The organism is Cryobacterium sp. MDB1-18-1, from assembly GCF_004402735.1.
Lineage (GTDB): Bacteria > Actinomycetota > Actinomycetes > Actinomycetales > Microbacteriaceae > Cryobacterium > Cryobacterium glucosi.
Genome location: NZ_SOFR01000001.1, coordinates 56,728 through 74,110, shown reverse-complemented (window position 1 = coordinate 74,110; position 17,383 = coordinate 56,728). Strand labels below are relative to the sequence as shown.

Below are 17,383 nucleotides of genomic sequence, written 5' to 3'. Positions count from 1 at the left end.
GCCTCCGTTCCGATCGATTCGCCCGGGTTCTCCCGATGCCGTTCCACCAGCATGCCCGCGCACTCCCCGTCCGGCTAGTACGGGCGGCGGATGCGGTGTCTACTGGTTCGCATGAGATCGATCTGGAAAGGCTCCATCACCTTCGGCCTCGTCAACGTGCCCGTCAAGGTCTACAGCGCGACAGAAGACCACGACACCGCGCTGCACCAGGTCCACGACGCCGACGGCGGACGCATCCGCTACCAGCGGCGGTGCTCCCGCTGCGGCCGGATCGTCGACTACGCCCACATCGACAAGGCGTACGACGACGGCGAGAACACGGTCGTGCTCACGGAGGAGGAGCTCCGCAGGCTGCCGGCGGAGAAGAGCAGGGAGATCGACGTCGTCGAGTTCGTGCCGAGCGAGCAGCTCGACCCGATGCTGTTCGAGAAGAGCTACTTCCTGGAACCGGACGGCGCATCGCCCAAGGCGTATGTCCTGCTCCGGCGCGCGCTCGAGGCGAGCGACCGCACCGCGATCGTGCGTTTCGCACTCCGCCAGAAGACCCGGCTCGGCGCGCTCCGGGTGCGCGGTGACGTGCTGCTCCTGCAGGCGCTGCTCTGGAGTGACGAGGTGCGGGAGGCCGACTTCCCCGCCCTGGCCGAATCCACGAAGATCTCGCGGCAGGAGCTCGAACTCTCGGCGGCGCTCGTCGAGTCCTTCGCCTCCGACTTCACCCCCCAGGACTACCGCGACGACTACCAGGACCAGCTCAGGGAGCTGATCGAAGTCAAACTCGCGGCCGGAGAGACCGTCGAGGCGGCCGAGGCAGGGGAGGCGGGGGAGGCCACAGGAGAGGAGTCCGGCGGCGGCGAGGTCCTCGACCTGATGGAGGCGCTCCGGCGCAGCGTCGAGCGCAGCCGGGGAGGAGGGAAGGGCGGCACCGCAGCGGAGGGCGACGACACGGCGCGGCCCGCGAAACGGCGCATTCCGTAGAGCGTCGGCGCATCGGTAGACTCGCACAATGGCAGGGGCGGAAGTACCCATCATCAGTTCCAGGGTTCTGACCCTGCCCAACCTGCTGAGCGCCCTCCGGCTCACCCTCGTCCCGGTCTTCCTCGTCCTGCTCGTCCGCGGCGCGGATGCCTGGGCCCTCCTCGTGCTCCTCGTCGCGAGCCTCACCGACTACCTCGACGGCGTGATCGCGCGGCGCTTCAACCAGATCACCCGGCTCGGCCAGCTCCTCGACCCCGCGGCCGACCGCCTCTACATCTTCGCGGCGCTCCTCGGCCTGGCCTGGCGCGACCTCGTGCCCTGGTGGATCGTCCTCATCGTGATCGGCAGGGACGTCTTCCTGCTCGGCCTCGGGATCGTCCTTGCGAACCACGGCTACGGTCCGCTCCCGGTCAACCTGCTCGGCAAGGCCGCGACCTTCTGCCTCTTTTATGCGCTGCCGCTGATCATGCTCGGCCAGGCTTTCCCGATGCTCGGCTGGTGGTCCCTTCCGATCGGCGGGGCCTTCGGAATCTGGGGGGCATTCCTGTATTGGTGGGCCGGAATCATCTACGCTTTCGAGACGGCCAGGGTGATTCGGATTCCGCGGGCCATACCGCCCATTCGATCGGATACGATTGGGGGGTAGGAGGTGTACCGGTGATTGATTCCAAAAAGCCAGATGAGAGCCAGCGTAAGGCCGCGCCCGAAGAATATTCCGGCACCGACACGACGATGACGTTCAGCCAGGGCTTCGCAGCCCAGCTCGCGGCCGTCGACAACGACGTGACGGCAGAAGAACAGGAAGCGATCTCGGCCCTTCCCTCCGGGTCGGCTCTCCTCGTCGTTCGCCGCGGTCCGAACTCGGGCGCCCGGTTCCTGCTCGATGCCGATGTGACGACCGTCGGCCGGCACCCGCACGCGGACATCTTCCTCGACGACGTGACCGTGTCCCGTCGGCACGCCGAGTTCCTCCGCCACGGAACCTCGTTCGAGGTCAAGGACCTCGTCTCCTTGAACGGCACCTATTTCGAGGGAGTGCGCATCGAAACCGCAGCGCTCCACGACAGGGATGAAGTCCAGGTCGGCAAGTTCCGGCTCACGTTCTACGCCTCGCGACTCGATCTGGCGCCACAGGCGAGCGAGTAGTGGCAGCGTCCTCCGCCCAGGCCAGGCAGCCGGGTGCGACGTCGCTGTTGAGCATCGGACAGGTGCTCGCTCGCCTGACCCCGGATTTTCCCGACCTCACCCCGTCGAAGCTGCGCTTCCTCGAGGAGCAGCGCCTCGTCTCTCCCGCGCGCACCGAATCCGGCTACCGCAAGTTCTGCGCGAGCGACCTCGACCGGCTCCGCCTGATCCTGTCGATGCAGCGCGACCTGTACCTTCCGCTCAAGGTCATCCGGGGCTACCTCGACGACCTCGACGCCGGCAACTCGCCGACGCTGCCCGGGGGAGTGACTCCGGGTCCGTCGATGCTGTCGACCGAACGGCGCCTCAGCCGGGACGAGCTCATCCGCGAGGCCGGGGCATCCGCCGCCCTGCTGCACGACGCCGTGTCCGCCTCGATCATCCTTCCGGCGGAAGTGTACGGTGACGACGCTCTCGGAGTCCTGCGTGCCCTTGTCGAGCTCCAGCACAGCGGGATCGAACCGAGGCACCTGCGCGGCTTCCGCGGCGCGGCAGAACGGGAACTGGGGCTGATCGAGAGCGCCCTGGTGCCGCTGTCCCGACGCAGGGATGCGTCGAGCCGGGCGAAGGCCGCGGAAATGGCCGTCGAAATCGCCGGCAATTTCGAAGTCATCCGCGGCAGCCTGATCCGTTCGGCGCTCGGTCGCCTCACCAGTTAAGCTCGGCCGGATCGCCAGGAAGTCGTAGACTGCTGGAAGCGCCGCCGGACCGAATCCGATCCGGGCGAACCCCACCGATGGCAGTCGTACGACACGCCGACGCGTTCGGGCGGATGTCCGGGCCTGGGTCCAGTACCTCGGTAGCGTTGCATCTGCGGCCGCGCCGCACCCCATTCCGAGAGGCCATCGTATGAGCGAGCTCAGCAAGCGTGACGACGCCTCCCGCTACGGTGACGGACTCCTGTTCACAGACGGCATGCCGGACCTCGATGAGAATTCCGGGTACCGGGGCGCCGTCGCGGCCCGTGCCGCCGGCATCACCTACCGCCAGCTGGACTACTGGGCCCGTACCGAACTCGTCGAACCGACGGTGCGCGGTGCGACCGGCTCCGGCACGCAGCGGCTCTACGGCTTCCGCGACATCCTCGTCCTCAAGCTCGTCAAACGCCTCCTCGACACCGGCATCTCGCTCCAGCAGATCCGCACGGCCGTCAACCAGCTCCGCGAGTCCGGGGTCAGCGACCTCGCCCAGACGACGCTCATGAGCGACGGCGCGAGCGTCTATCTCTGCACGTCCAACGACGAGGTCATCGATCTCGTCAGCCGCGGCCAGGGCGTCTTCGGAATCGCCGTCGGCAAGGTCCTGCGCGAGGTCGAGACGACCCTCGTCGAGCTCGACTCCCAGCCGTCCGACCCTTCCGACGAACTCGCCGTCCGCCGCCTCGCCCGCAAAGTCTCCTAACCCACCAGCAGGTCGAGCTCGCCATCAGGACTGGCTCGCTGGCAGGACGCGCTCGGTGGCAGGACTCGCTCGCCGCAAGGACACCCGCTTTCTCGCGGCCCCCGCGATCGAGGTGCGGAAAAGGCATCTTCGTCCCGCCTGGGAAGGTCTTTCGTCCGCAACCCAGCGCGGGAATGTGACCCGGTTTGGGGGCGGATCCGCCTAGCGCTGCTCCGCGTATTCGCCGATGCGTGCGGTGCGGAGGATACGGTCGAGCAGCTGGTCGAAGTAGCGGGCCATCTCCTGCGCGCTGTCGCCGGGCCAGGTGTGCAGCGGCTTCGCGGCGCCCTGCGCCTGCTGCAGCGACGTGCGCTCCGGCAGCTGGGGGCTGAGCACGAGCGGTCCGAACATGTCCCGCAGTTCCTTGATCCGGAACTGGTGCTCGAGGGACGCGATCCTGGCACGATTCACGATGATGCCGAGCGGCTGCAGCCGCGGGCTGAGTCCGCGGCGGATCTCCTCGATCGCGCGCAGTGCGCGGTCGGCGGCGGCGACGGAGAACAGCCCGGGCTCTGTGACGACGGCGACGCGGTCGCTCGCCGCCCACGCGGTCCGGGTCAGGGCGTTGAGGGAGGGCGCGCAGTCGATCAGCACCAGGTCGTAGTCCTTCTCGACCGTCGACAGGGCTTCTTCGAGCTTCCAGATGTCGCGGATGCTCGGGTGCGGACCGTCGAAGTTGATGGCGGACGGGCTGCCGATCATGACGTCGATCGTGCCCTGCTGGCCGCGGGTCCAGCCGCTCGGCACGATGGCGGCACGGACGATCTTTTCCTTGGGGGATGCGAGGACGTCGGCGATGTTCAGGTGGCCGGCGACCTCGATGTCCATGCCGGTCGACACGTCCGATTGCGGGTCGATGTCGACGACCAGGGTCCGTACGCCGCGGGCGAAGGCAGCAGACGCCAGACCCAGGGTCACTGTGGTCTTGCCTACTCCTCCCTTGAGGGAGCTAACGCTTAGTACGTGCACAAGTAGATACGTTACCTTCACTAGTCTTAGAGAACCTAACCGCCAGCTGTGTGCCCGTCGCCTCCTGAAAGGTCTGTATGTTCACGAAGATTCTTGTTGCCAACCGCGGAGAAATCGCGATTCGCGCGTTTCGTGCAGCGTATGAACTCGGCGCGAAAACCGTCGCCGTTTATCCGTTCGAAGACCGGAATTCCCTCCATCGCCTGAAGGCGGACGAGGCGTACCAGATCGGCGAACCCGGGCACCCGGTCAGGGCATACCTGACCGTGAGCGAGATCATCCGGGTCGCCGTCGAGAGCGGCGCCGACGCCATTTACCCCGGCTACGGCTTCCTTTCCGAGAACCCCGAGCTCGCACTCGCCGCCCGCGAGGCCGGCATCACCTTCATCGGCCCCGGCGAGCACGTGCTCGAAATGGCCGGAAACAAGGTCACCGCCAAGGAGCACGCGATCGCTGCTGGCGTTCCCGTGCTCAAGTCGAGCGCGCCATCGAAGGACCTCGACGAGCTCATCGCCGCAGCTGCCGACATCGGCTTCCCGATCTTCGCCAAGGCCGTCGCCGGCGGCGGCGGCCGCGGCATGCGCCGCGTCGCGAGCATGGAGGACCTGCGCGGTTCCCTCGAGGAGGCCATGCGCGAGGCCAACAGCGCCTTCGGCGACTCGACCATGTTCCTCGAGCAGGCCGTGCTCCGCCCCCGGCACATCGAAGTGCAGATCCTCGCGGACTCGACCGGCGAAACCGTGCACCTCTTCGAGCGGGACTGCTCCGTGCAGCGTCGCCACCAGAAGGTCATCGAGATCGCGCCGGCCCCGAACCTCAGCGACGAGATCCGTACCCGTCTCTACGCGGATGCCGTGGCTTTCGCCCGCTCCATCGGTTACGTCAACGCGGGCACCGTCGAGTTCCTGCTCGACACCGTCGGGGAGCGCGCAGGCCAGCACGTCTTCATCGAGATGAACCCGCGGATCCAGGTCGAGCACACCGTGACGGAAGAGGTCACAGACGTCGACCTCGTCGTCGCCCAGATCCGCATCGCCGCGGGGGAGACCCTCGCCGAACTCGGGCTCCTCCAGGACCAGATCCACCTGCGCGGCGCCGCGCTCCAGTGCCGCATCACCACCGAGGACCCCACGATGGGGTTCCGGCCGGACACCGGGAAGATCACGACGTATCGCTCACCCGGCGGGGCAGGCATCCGCCTCGACGGTGGAACCATCAACCCGGGCGCGCAGATCAGCCCGCACTTCGACTCGATGCTCGCGAAGCTCACCTGCCGCGGTCGCGACTTCACCGCAGCCGTCACGCGCTCCAAGCGGGCACTCGCCGAGTTCCGCATCCGCGGCGTCTCCACGAACGTCGCCTTCCTCCAGGCCGTCCTGGAAGACCCGGGCTTCGCGGCCGGCGACCTCAGCACCTCCTTCATCGACGAACGGCCAGACCTGCTCCGCGCCCGCGTCTCGAAGGACCGTGGAACGAAGATCCTGAACTGGCTCGCCGACGTCACCGTCAACAAGCCGAACGGGGTCCCGATCACCCTGCTGAACCCGGCAGAGAAGCTTCCGAAGCTCGACCTCAGCGTCCCGGCCCCCGCGGGCTCCCGCCAGCGGCTGCAGCTGCTCGGCCCGGCCGGTTTCGCCGCGGAACTCCGCGCCCAGACCGCACTCGCCGTGACGGACACCACGTTCCGCGACGCCCACCAGTCGCTCCTGGCGACCCGCGTGCGCACGAGGGACCTCGTCGCCGTCGCGCCGTACGTCGCCCGGATGACGCCGGAGCTCCTCTCGATCGAGGCCTGGGGCGGCGCGACCTACGACGTCGCGCTCCGTTTCCTCGGCGAGGACCCGTGGGAACGGCTCGCCGCCCTGCGGGCCGCGCTCCCGAACATCAACGTGCAGATGCTGCTCCGCGGCCGGAACACGGTCGGATACACGCCGTACCCGACCGAGGTCACCGACGCCTTCGTGCGGGAAGCGTCCGACACGGGCGTCGACATCTTCCGGATCTTCGACGCCCTCAACGACGTCTCGCAGATGCGCCCGGCGATCGATGCCGTCCTCGGCACCGGAACGAGCATCGCCGAGGTCGCACTCTGCTACACGGGCGACCTGCTCGACCCCGCGGAGGACCTCTACACGCTCGACTACTACCTGCGCCTCGCGGAGCAGATCGTCGACACCGGCGCGCACATCATTGCGATCAAGGACATGGCCGGGCTGCTTCGCCCGGCGGCCGCGGAGAAGCTCGTCGGAGCGCTTCGCGAACGCTTCGCGCTCCCGGTGCACGTCCACACCCACGACACTCCCGGCGGCCAGCTCGCGACCCTGCTCGCCGCCGCGCGCGCGGGCGCCGACGCTGTCGACGTCGCGAGCGCACCGATGGCCGGCACCACGAGCCAGCCTTCTGCGTCCTCGCTCGTCGCCGCGCTCGCGCACACCGAACGCGACACCGGCATCTCGCTCAAGGCCGTCTGCGACCTCGAACCGTACTGGGAAGACGTGCGCCGCGTCTACCACCCCTTCGAATCGGGACTCCGGGCCCCGACCGGGCGGGTCTACAGCCACGAGATCCCCGGTGGCCAGCTCTCCAACCTCCGCACCCAGGCCGTCGCACTCGGCCTCGCCGACGACTTCGAGCTCATCGAGGACATGTACGCCGCCGCGAACCAGATCCTCGGCCGCGTTCCCAAGGTCACGCCCTCGTCCAAGGTCGTCGGCGACCTCGCCCTCTACCTCGCCGCCGTCCGCGCCGATCCGGAGGACTTCGCCGCGAACCCGGGCAACTACGACGTGCCAGACTCGGTGATCGGCTTCATGGCCGGCGAACTGGGCGACCTGCCCGGCGGCTGGCCGGAGCCCTTCCGCAGCAAGGTGCTCGCCGGTCGCAGCATCCACATCGGCATCACCGAGCTGACAGCACCCGAGCGCGAGGCGCTCGACGGCGACAGCCTGACCCGTCGCTCGATGCTCAACCAGCTGCTCTTCCCCGGACCGACCCGCCAGTTCGAGCAGATCCGCGAGCTGTTCGGCGACCTCTCCGTCGTCGACACCGTCGACTACCTCAACGGGCTGCAGCAGGGTATCGAACACTCGGTCGAGATCGACAAGGGCGTTCGCCTCTACGTCGGACTCGAGGCGATCGGCGAGGCGGACGACAAGGGCATGCGCACCGTCATGACCACGCTCAACGGCCAGCTGCGCCCCGTGTTCGTGCGCGACCGCGGCATCACCGTGAGCACCAAGGCCGCCGAGAAAGCGGATGCGAACCGGCCGGGCCAGGTCGCGGCTCCCTTCTCCGGGGTGGTCACCCTGCAGGTCGAGGAAGGCGCGATCGTCGAGGCCGGCCAGACCGTCGCATCCATCGAAGCCATGAAAATGGAGGCGGCCATCACCTCCCCGATCGCCGGTGTCGTCGAGCGGGTGGCGATCCCGAAGACGCAGCAGGTGGACGCCGGCGACCTCCTCGTGGTGGTGCGCCCGCGCTAGGCTGAAGGTCGATCGGCCGTCGCCCACCGTGGCGCCGGCCGGCCGGGGGCCCAGGCCGGGCCGATATTTTCACGACGAAGGGACGGACTGTGGTGCCGGAAAAGCGCACGGATACCGGAATCTCTTCGACGGGCGGCGGAGACGCGCAGCCCGGTGACGAGTACAACAGCGAGCTGCCGCCGCACACGATCGACAACCTCGCCGCGGCGCTGCCGGCAGGGCTCGCGGCCGCACCCCTCGCGTCGCCGGCGCTCGGGAGTACCGGGCCCGGGGGCGATGCTGGCCGCCCCGCGACGCACACCATCGAGATCAACACCGGGCCGGGCATCCGGGTCCCGGCCGGCGACCGCGTGACCCGGAACGACCGCGCCGACCGGGGTGAGCGCCTCGGCGCCGCCGCAGCAGGGGCCGTGCAGTCCCTCTCCGGCCCTGCGCAGACCGGTCCGGCGGATGCCGGGGCGCAGTCCCGCAGGGAGCGCCTGCGCCCCGATGGCGGCACCGTCCCGGAATCGGCGGCCATGCTCACGTCGGAACGCCTGCTCGCGGTCAATCGCCGCACCCAGCCGCCGCCCCATGGAGGCTGGAACGCCTTCGTCTACGCCGCGACGCTGCACCTCGTCAACCTCGGCGATTCGGCGAAGGTCCGCGCCCACAAGGACATGGACGCCCTGATCCGCAAGGAGTTCGACGGCGGCACCCGGTTCGTGCCGATCCTCACCCGCAAGGGCGGTGTCGGCAAGACCACGGTCACGGCCCTGCTCGGCATGGCCCTCGCCGACGCACGCGAAGACCGCATCATCGCCGTCGACGCCAACCCCGACCGCGGCACCCTCTCCGAACGGGTCAGCAAGCAGACGAGGTCGACCGTGCGCGACGTCGTCACGAAGGCCGCGTCCATCGGTGGCTTCACCGACTTCTCCACCCTCGTCTCCCGCGACGCGACCCGGCTCGACATCCTCGCCTCCGACACAGACCCGCTCCTGTCCGAAGCGTTCGACGAGGACGACTACAACGTGGTGGCAGACCTCGCGGCCCGGTACTACTCGATCATGCTCACCGATTGCGGCACCGGGATCGTGCACTCCGTGATGCGGGCGACCCTGCAGCGTGCTGACTCGATCGTGGTCGTCTCCGGAGGCAGCGTCGACGAAGCCAGGCTCGCCTCTGAGACCCTGACCTGGCTCGACGCCAACGGCTACGGCGACCTCGTCCGCAACTCGATCGTCGCGCTCAACACCGCTACCCAGGGCACCAACCTCGTGAAACTCGAGGAGATCGAGTCGCACTTCCGGTCGAGGGTCCGCGAGATCGTGCGTATCCCCTACGACCCGCAACTGGCGGCGGGGAGCGTGATCTCGTGGGAGGACCTGAAACCGATCACCCGGCTTGCCGCCCGCACCCTCGCCGCTCTCGTGGTCGAGGGCCTTCCCGCCCACCGCGGCGCGTGAAGCGCACCCGGTCAACCGACGTGCCCGTACCAACTGACTTGGAGTATTCCTGTGCCTGAGCGCCAGATCCGTCTCTTCGGAGATCCCGTTTTGAAGACCGTGTCCGCGCCGATCGAGATCATCGACGACCGGGTCACCCGGCTCGTCGTCGATCTCCTCGACAGCGTGCGCCTGCCCGGCCGCGCCGGCGTCGCCGCTGCCCAGATCGGCGTCAGCCTGCGCGCGTTCAGTTACAACGTCGATGGCGTGATCGGGTACATCCTGAACCCCGTCGTCGTCGAGGTATCCGGCGAGCCCGCCCTCGTCGAAGAGGGCTGCCTGTCCGTTCCCGGCCTGTGGTACCCCACCAAGCGGTACCCGTTCGCGAGGGTCACCGGAACCGACCTCGCCGGCGAGCCCGTCGAACTCGCCGGCGACGGGCTGATGGCCCAGGCCCTGCAGCACGAGACCGACCACCTCGACGGTTTCCTCTACATCGACAAGCTCGACAAGGAGAACCGCCGGGCGGCCATGAAGGAGATCCGCGAGTCGGACTGGTTCTGACCGACGGTCAGCGCACGACCGGGTTCTGCTCGGTGACGACGGGCACGCCCTGGTACATGCCCTCGATGGTCGCGGAGAAGTCCCGCATGATCACGTCGCGCTTGATGCTGAGCTTCGGCGTGAGATAGCCGTTGTCCTCGGTGAGCTCGACGGTGAGGATCACGAACTTGCGGATCGACTCCGCACGCGACACGTGGGAGTTGGCGTGGTCGATGGCACGCTGCACCTCGGCGAGCACCGCAGGATTGACGGCCGCCTCGGCAAGTGACATCGAGGCATCCTCGCCGTTGTTGTGCAGCCAGACCGCGAGCATGTCGGGGTCGAGTGTGACGAGCGCAGCGATGAAGGGCTTGCGGTCCCCGACGACGATGACCTGGCCGACGAGGGGGTTGGAGCGGATCGGGTCCTCGAGCGCGGCAGGGGCGACGTTCTTGCCGCCCGCCGTGACGATGATCTCCTTCTTGCGTGCCGTGATGGTGACGAAGCCGTCCGCGTCGAAGTCGCCGATGTCGCCCGTGCGGAACCAGCCGTCGTCGAAGGCGGCCTGGGTCGCCTCCGGGTTGTGCCAGTACTCCTTGAAGACGTTGACGCCCTTCACCTCGATCTCGCCGTCGTCCATGATGCGGATCGAGACGCCGGGGATGGGAGGTCCGACGGTACCGACCTTGAACTGGTCTGTGCGGCCGACCGTCGCAGGGGCAGTGGTCTCGGTGAGCCCGTAGCCCTCGAGGATCTTGATGCCGAGGCTGTGGTAGAAGTGGCCGAGGAACTCGCCGAGGGGAGCGGAGCCGGAGACGGCGTAGCGCACCTTCCCGCCCATGGCCGTGCGGAGCTTGCTGTAGACGAGACGGTCGAAGATCGCGAACCGGATCTTCATCGAGAGGCTCACCGGGGTTCCCTCGGCGAGGGCCTTGGAGTGCTTGACGGCGAGGTGCGCGGCCGCCTCGAAGATCTTGCCGCGACCGGCGGCCTCTGCCTTCTGCTCCGCCGAATTGTAGACCTTCTCGAACACCCGCGGAACCGCGAGAAGGAACGTCGGCTTGAAGGTCGCGAGCGCAGGCAGCAACTGCCGGGTGTCCGGCTGGTGTCCGACCCGCACGTTCCCGTGCACGCACAGTACGGCGATGAACCGGGCGAAGACGTGCGCGGTCGTGATGAACAGCAGGGTGGATGCGCCGTCCTCGTGGGTGAGGACGTCCGAGAGGGCGACGCCCGCGTTCCGGGAGGTCTCGACGAAGTTCGAGTGCGTGAGCACGCACCCCTTCGGCCGTCCCGTGGTCCCTGCGGTGTAGATCAGGGTCGCGATGTCGGCGCCGGTCGCGAGGTGGCGGCGGCGCTCGATCTCGGCATCCGGAATGTTGACACCTCCGGCGACGATCTTCGCGAGGTCGCCGAGGTCGATCTGCCAGACGGTTCCGATGTTCGGGAGGTCGGGGTGCACCTCGTCGAACTTGGCGAAGTGGTCGGCGGTCTCGAGGATCACGGCGGCGGCGCCGGAGTCGCCGAGGATCCACTGCATCTGGGTGGGAGAGCTGGTCTCGTAGACCGGGACCAGGACGGCGCCGGCGTACCAGGTCGCGAAGTCGATCAGGGTCCACTCGTAGCGCGTCTTGCACATCAGGCCGATTTTGTCGCCGGGTTCGATGCCTGCTGCGACGAGCCCCTTGGCGAGGCCAACGACCTGACGGTGGAATTCGGATGTGGTCACGGGAGCCCAGCCGGCACCGCGGGGAACCGAGAAAAGCACGGAATCCGGGGTCGCGGCGAGGCGATCTGCGAGGAGGTCGGTGATGTTCGCCCCTGGATCGGCAGGGACGACTGCGGGCATATCGAACTGTTTCACGGCAACTCCTCTGGTACCGGGCGGATGTGCACACTCTAGCCGGGCGGAATGCGGAGCAGTCGTTTCGACTCGCAGCGCCGCGGCTCAGTACCCTCTAGAGGGACGCCTCAGCATAAGTGTGTGCTGAGCTGGGCAGATGCCCGAGACTATCTACGAAAGAGGCCGGCTGTGCACGCCATTGGAATCGACATCGGCGGCACGAAGATTGCTGGAGCCCTGGTCGACGAGTTCGGCACCATTCTCCGTTCCGAGCGCACGCCCACAACGGCGGGGGACCCGCGCGCCATCGAAGACGCCGTCGTCGAGATGATCCAGAAACTCGCCGTCGGAGAGGACGTCATCGCGGCCGGCGTGGCTGCTGCCGGCTTCATCGACTCCGCACAGTCCACGGTGTACTACGCCCCCAACATCAACTGGCGCAACGAACCGCTCCGGGCGACCCTCGAGGAGCGGCTCAACCTCCCGATCCTGATCGAGAACGACGCGAACGCGGCCGGTTGGGCCGAATTCTGTTTCGGTGCCGGCCAGGTCTACAGCGACATGGTCACGCTGACCATCGGCACCGGTGTCGGCGGCGCGATCGTTTCCAACGACCGCCTGTTCCGCGGCGGCTTCGGCTGCGGCGCAGAGCTCGGCCACGTGCGCATCGTCCCGGACGGCCTGCCGTGCGGCTGCGGTGCCCAGGGCTGCATCGAGCAGTACGGCTCCGGCAGGGCCCTGCTCCGCATCGCCAACTCCCTTGCGGATGCCGGCGGTATCGGCCTCGGCCTCGCATCCGCCCGTGACCGCAAGGGCAAGCTCAGCGGCAAGGACGTCGGCCGCCTGATCCAGGACGGCGACCCGGGGGCACTCGCGGCCCTCCGCCAGCTCGGCGACGCGCTCGGCCAGGCCTGCGCCTCGCTCGCGGCCGTGCTCGACCCGCAGATCTTCGTCTTCGGCGGGGGAGTCGCCGACGCCGGCGAGCTGCTCCTCGAACCGATTCGCACCGCGTACCTCGAAAACCTTCCGGCACGGGGCTACCATCCCGAAGCGGAATTCGCGATTGCCCAACTCGTCAACGATGCCGGAGTTGTCGGCGCTGCAGACCTGGCGCGGAAGCACGTCTTCCCGATCTAGGCTGTGCCCGACCCAAGAAGAGAGCGACCGATGTTCTACTGGATCATGAAAAACATTGTCGTCGGACCCCTCCTACTTGGGCTCTTCCGGCCGTGGGTGGTGGGCCTCGAGAACATTCCCAGGACAGGGGGAGTCATCCTCGCGAGCAATCACCTCTCGTTCATCGACTCGGTGTTCCTGCCGCTCGTGGTGCCGCGCCGGGTGATCTTCCTCGCCAAGAGCGAATACTTCACCGGAACCGGGCTCAAGGGCTGGGCGACGAAGCAGTTCTTCAAGGCGACCGGTCAGCTCCCCATCGACCGCTCGGGCGGCAAGGCCTCCGAGGACTCGCTCAACACGGGCCTGCGGGTCCTCTCCGGCGGCGGCGTGCTCGGCATCTACCCGGAGGGCACCCGCAGCCCCGACGCGAAGATGTACCGCGGCCGCACCGGGGTGGCCCGGATGCTCCTCGAGGCCGGGGTGCCCGTCGTTCCCGTCGCGATGATCGACACCGAGAAGGCCATGCCGACCGGCACGAGGATCCCGAAGATCCGCCGGATCGGGATCGTGATCGGAAAACCCCTCGACTTCAGCCGCTTCGAGGGGCTGGAGGGGGACAGGTTCGTGCTCCGCAGCGTGACCGACGAGCTGATGTACGAGCTCCAGGCCCTCAGCAAGCAGGAGTACGTCGACGTGTACGCCACGAGCGTGAAAGAAAAGCGCGCCAGTCTTTCGCGATAAGATCGCGTATCCCTTCCCGGCTCTTCCAGCCAGTCCCCTGGCGCGCACTCCGCGCGCCAACCAAGAGAAAACAGAGATAGTCCTGTGGTAGACACTACCGAACCCGTCGTTGTGGCCGATGAAGCTGTGATCGCCGGTCTGGACTATTGGCGCACTCTTCCCATCAAGCAGCAGCCGACGTGGCCGGACGCAGGCGCCGTCGCAGCGGCATCCGCCGAACTGTCGACGCAGCCGCCCCTGGTCTTCGCCGGCGAGGTCGACATCCTGCGCGACCGGCTCGCCCAGGCCGCCGCAGGGCACGCGTTCCTGCTCCAGGGCGGCGACTGCGCGGAGACCTTCAGCGGTGCGACCGCCGAGCAGATCCGGAACCGGGTCAAGACCGTGCTGCAGATGGCCGTCGTGCTCACCTACGGCGCCTCGATGCCCGTGATCAAGATGGGCCGGATGGCCGGCCAGTTCGCGAAGCCGCGCTCGAGCGACTTCGAGACCCGCGGCGGCGTCACCCTGCCTGCCTACCGCGGCGACATCGTCAACGGCTACGACTTCACCCCCGAATCCCGCGAGGCAGACCCTGCCCGACTGGTCAAGGGGTACCACACGGCCGCGTCGACGCTCAACCTGATCCGTGCGTTCACCCAGGGCGGTTTCGCCGACCTGCGCCAGGTGCACAGCTGGAACCAGGGCTTCGCCGCGAACCCCGCGAACCAGCGCTACGAGAAGGTGGCCAAGGAGATCGACCGGGCCATCAAGTTCATGATCGCGTGCGGTGCTGACTTCGAGGCGATGCGTCGCACCGAGTTCTACACGAGCCACGAGGGCCTGCTGATGGACTACGAGCGCCCGATGACGCGGATCGACTCCCGCACCGGAACCCCGTACAACACCTCAGCGCACTTCATCTGGATCGGTGAGCGCACCCGCGACCTCGACGGCGCCCACGTCGACTTCCTGTCCCGGGTGCGGAACCCGATCGGGGTCAAGCTCGGCCCGAGCACCTCGGCAGACGACATGCTGCGCCTCGTCGACAAGCTCGACCCGAACCGCGAGCCCGGCCGCCTCACCTTCATCACCCGGATGGGAGCAGGCAAGGTGCGCGACGCGCTCCCGCCGCTCCTCGAGGCGATCAAGGCGAGCGAGGCCAAGCCGCTCTGGATCACGGACCCGATGCACGGCAACGGCGTGACCACGCCGACCGGGTACAAGACGCGTCGTTTCGACGACGTCGTCGACGAGGTCCGCGGCTTCTTCGAGGCCCACCGCGCGGTCGGAACCCACCCGGGCGGCGTGCACGTCGAGCTCACCGGCGACGACGTCACCGAGTGCCTCGGCGGCTCGGAGCACATCGACGAGGCCGACCTCGCGACCCGCTACGAATCGCTCTGCGACCCGCGGCTCAACCACATGCAGTCCCTCGAGCTCGCCTTCCTCGTCGCCGAGGAGCTCGCAGCCCGCTGACCCGCAGGCATCCCGCCAGAGTGCCGCCGTTCCCGCCGAGATCACCCGGCAGGGCGGCGGCACTCGGCGCATCCGGCGCCTCTCGAGGTCTGAGCGGATGCCGCGCTCCCGGAACAGGGACGCGCGCCCGCCGCGCCGCTGCGCGCCAGGCATGCCGGCAGCGGAACAGCGCATCTGGCGCGACGGTTGCATCGAGCGGACGCATGGTGATGGACACACGGCGCGCGAATCAGGCGGAGAAGCTGATCTTGACCTTTGACTTTGGCGGAACGAGCGTTCCCGCAGCTGGGTCCGTCTTCGTCACGATGAAGAAGGAGCCGGCCCCCGGCGTATCCGCAAAGAGGTTGTAGTCGAGCGTGAGGCCCGCTGCCTCGAGTATCTTCTTGGCGTCGGTCCAGTTCTTGCCGACGACATCCGGAATCGGGATCGGCGCGGGGCCCTTCGACGTCGTGAGCACGTAGGTGTCTCCGGCGCGGACCGGGCCGTCCTTCTGGGGAGCGGCGCTGACCACGTCTCCCTCGTCGATCGTGTCGCTGTAGACGGAGTCGCCGGTGGTGGCGAGCAGGCCCTTGTCCTTCAACAGCGACGTCGCCGTGTTCACCGACTTGCCGGAGACGTTCGGCACCGAGCCGAGCGAGGCGACGAGGTTGACCTTCATGCCTTCGAAGTACGGGCCGCCCTGGGAGACCTCGGTGCCATCGCTCTCCCGGGTCGCCGACATGACGATGCCGGCGGCGACCTCGCCGGAGAAGACCTGGTCCACCGTGCCGATCGCGGCGTTCAGCCCCGTGACAGCGGAGGACGCGGCATCCGTGGTGAGGCCGGCGAGCGGGGGAAGCGTGATCGGCTGCGGCCCCTGCGAGACGTAGAGCGTGACCGCGTTGCCCTTCTTCACGTGGCCGCCTTCGCCGGGGTCGGTGCTCGCGACCAGTCCTGCCGCAATGGTTCCGCTGTATTGCTGCGCGAGAGCGGACTGGAGTCCGAGTTCGGCGAGCTGGGCGGCGGCGGCGTCCGGGGCGACGGAGACGAGTGACGGCACCTCGACCTGTGACCCGGGGCCGCTGCCGAAGTACCAGCCGGTGCCCGTGCCGAGGCCGGCGAGCAGGAGAACGAGCGCGAAGAGCCAGTACCCGCGTACCTTGCGGCGTCGGGTCTTCGTGCTGAGGAGTTCCGCGTCCTTCGGCGGCTTCACGACGGGCGCGGGCAGCACGGTCGTCGCACCGGGGGCCTGCGCCTGCGCCGCGGCGCCGAAGATCATGGTGTCGGCATCGGCATCGGCCTGGGCGGCCGCCGCACCGCTCGGCATCAGCAGGGTCTGCTGCACTCCGGTTTCGCCGTCGAAGGGGCGCATCTGCTTCTCGACGTCGAGGAGCTGGTCGAGCATGACCTTCGCGTCCCGGGGGCGCTGCTCGGGGTCCCTGGCGGTCGCCCAGCTCACGAGCTCGTCGAGTTCGTGCGGGACGGTCATGACGCGCAGGCTCGGCATCGGCACCGTGTCATTGGCGTGCTGGTATGCGATCTGCATCGGAGCCTCGCCGACGTACGGCTGTTCGCCGGTGAGCATCTCGTAGGTCATGATCCCGAGGGCGTAGATGTCGCTGCGCGCATCGGCGATACCGCGCGTGACGAGCTCGGGGGAGAGGTAGGCGATCGTGCCGAGCAGCGCCTGCCCGGTTGCGGTGTTGTTGTTGGCGGCGCGGGCGAGCCCGAAGTCGCCGATCTTGATCCGCCCGTCATCGGCGAGCAGCACGTTCTCGGGTTTCAGGTCGCGGTGCACGATGCCGGCCTTGTGCGCTGCGGCGAGGCCGGACAGCACCGCCTCGAGGATGTCGATGGTCTGTTCGCTCGTGAGGCGCCCGTAGTCCTTGAGCAGGTCGCGCAGCGTGATGCCCGGCAGGTACTCCATCACGAGGTACGCCATGTCGGCGTCCTGGCCCTGGTCGTAGACGTTGACGACGTTCGGGTGGGCGAGGCGCGCAGCCGAACGGGCCTCCTGGACGAACCGCGCCTTGAAGGCATTGTCGTCGGCAAGGTGGCCGTGCATCACCTTGAGCGCCACCCGGCGCTCGAGGCGCAGGTCGGTGGCGAGGTAAACGGTCGCCATTCCGCCCCGGGCGATGCGAGAGCGCACCTGATATCGGCCGTCTATCAGACGGCCGATCATCGGATCGGCAGGACTATCGCTCACCAGTCGAGTCTAGGGAGAA

Annotated in this window: 14 protein-coding genes; 11 read left to right on the top strand and 3 right to left on the bottom strand. The window is 68.1% G+C overall.

Going from position 1 to position 17,383, the window contains the following annotated elements:
* Positions 1–111: 111 nt before the first annotated feature.
* The 5 genes from E3O50_RS00325 (at position 112) to E3O50_RS00305 (ending at position 3,561) form a co-directional block, all read left to right on the top strand.
* Positions 112–975 (top strand): Ku protein, encoded by an 864-nt coding sequence (locus tag E3O50_RS00325; RefSeq protein WP_134558339.1) that lies wholly within the window; start codon positions 112–114, stop codon positions 973–975.
* A gap of 28 nt (positions 976–1,003) precedes the next feature.
* Entirely contained in the window at positions 1,004–1,621 is a 618-nt protein-coding gene (locus tag E3O50_RS00320) for a CDP-alcohol phosphatidyltransferase family protein (RefSeq protein ID WP_134558340.1), read from the top strand.
* An 86-nt stretch (positions 1,622–1,707) separates the two neighbouring features.
* On the top strand, positions 1,708–2,121 hold the full coding sequence (locus E3O50_RS00315) for an FHA domain-containing protein (RefSeq protein ID WP_134446136.1): 414 nt from the start codon (positions 1,708–1,710) through the stop codon (positions 2,119–2,121).
* Positions 2,121–2,819 carry a MerR family transcriptional regulator gene (locus tag E3O50_RS00310; RefSeq protein WP_134558341.1) on the top strand — a complete coding sequence of 233 codons (699 nt, stop codon included), beginning with the start codon at positions 2,121–2,123 and terminating at the stop codon, positions 2,817–2,819. Before E3O50_RS00315 ends, E3O50_RS00310 begins: the two co-directional genes overlap by 1 nt.
* Positions 2,820–3,009: 190 nt before the next feature.
* Complete coding sequence (locus E3O50_RS00305) at positions 3,010–3,561, top strand: MerR family transcriptional regulator (protein WP_134446113.1); 552 nt, start codon at positions 3,010–3,012, stop codon at positions 3,559–3,561.
* A 201-nt stretch (positions 3,562–3,762) separates the two neighbouring features.
* On the opposite strand, the gene E3O50_RS00300 is transcribed toward E3O50_RS00305, so the two are convergent.
* Complete coding sequence (locus tag E3O50_RS00300) at positions 3,763–4,569, bottom strand: ParA family protein (RefSeq protein WP_134446112.1); 807 nt, start codon at positions 4,567–4,569, stop codon at positions 3,763–3,765.
* A gap of 77 nt (positions 4,570–4,646) precedes the next feature.
* On the opposite strand from E3O50_RS00300, the gene E3O50_RS00295 reads away from it, so the two are divergent.
* The 3 genes from E3O50_RS00295 (at position 4,647) to def (ending at position 10,042) form a co-directional block, all read left to right on the top strand.
* Entirely contained in the window at positions 4,647–8,051 is a 3,405-nt protein-coding gene (locus E3O50_RS00295; protein ID WP_134558342.1) for a pyruvate carboxylase, read from the top strand.
* Between the two features lie 89 nt (positions 8,052–8,140).
* Positions 8,141–9,499, top strand: a complete 1,359-nt coding sequence (locus E3O50_RS00290) for a MinD/ParA family protein (RefSeq protein WP_241975248.1) — start codon at positions 8,141–8,143, stop codon at positions 9,497–9,499.
* A 51-nt stretch (positions 9,500–9,550) separates the two neighbouring features.
* Positions 9,551–10,042 (top strand): peptide deformylase, encoded by a 492-nt coding sequence (def, locus tag E3O50_RS00285; protein ID WP_134558343.1) that lies wholly within the window; start codon positions 9,551–9,553, stop codon positions 10,040–10,042.
* A gap of 7 nt (positions 10,043–10,049) precedes the next feature.
* On the opposite strand, the gene E3O50_RS00280 is transcribed toward def, so the two are convergent.
* Positions 10,050–11,885 carry an AMP-dependent synthetase/ligase gene (locus E3O50_RS00280; protein ID WP_134558344.1) on the bottom strand — a complete coding sequence of 612 codons (1,836 nt, stop codon included), beginning with the start codon at positions 11,883–11,885 and terminating at the stop codon, positions 10,050–10,052.
* Between the two features lie 168 nt (positions 11,886–12,053).
* Between E3O50_RS00280 and E3O50_RS00275 the strand changes: the two genes are divergently transcribed.
* The 3 genes from E3O50_RS00275 (at position 12,054) to E3O50_RS00265 (ending at position 15,176) form a co-directional block, all read left to right on the top strand.
* Complete coding sequence (locus tag E3O50_RS00275) at positions 12,054–13,001, top strand: ROK family glucokinase (protein ID WP_134446108.1); 948 nt, start codon at positions 12,054–12,056, stop codon at positions 12,999–13,001.
* Positions 13,002–13,031: 30 nt separating this feature from the next.
* Positions 13,032–13,721 carry a lysophospholipid acyltransferase family protein gene (locus E3O50_RS00270; RefSeq protein WP_134558345.1) on the top strand — a complete coding sequence of 230 codons (690 nt, stop codon included), beginning with the start codon at positions 13,032–13,034 and terminating at the stop codon, positions 13,719–13,721.
* A gap of 126 nt (positions 13,722–13,847) precedes the next feature.
* On the top strand, positions 13,848–15,176 hold the full coding sequence (locus E3O50_RS00265; protein WP_134446134.1) for a 3-deoxy-7-phosphoheptulonate synthase class II: 1,329 nt from the start codon (positions 13,848–13,850) through the stop codon (positions 15,174–15,176).
* Positions 15,177–15,405: 229 nt separating this feature from the next.
* Here the strand turns inward: E3O50_RS00265 and pknB are convergent, their stop codons facing one another.
* Entirely contained in the window at positions 15,406–17,364 is a 1,959-nt protein-coding gene (pknB, locus tag E3O50_RS00260; RefSeq protein ID WP_134558346.1) for a Stk1 family PASTA domain-containing Ser/Thr kinase, read from the bottom strand.
* Positions 17,365–17,383: the final 19 nt, after the last annotated feature.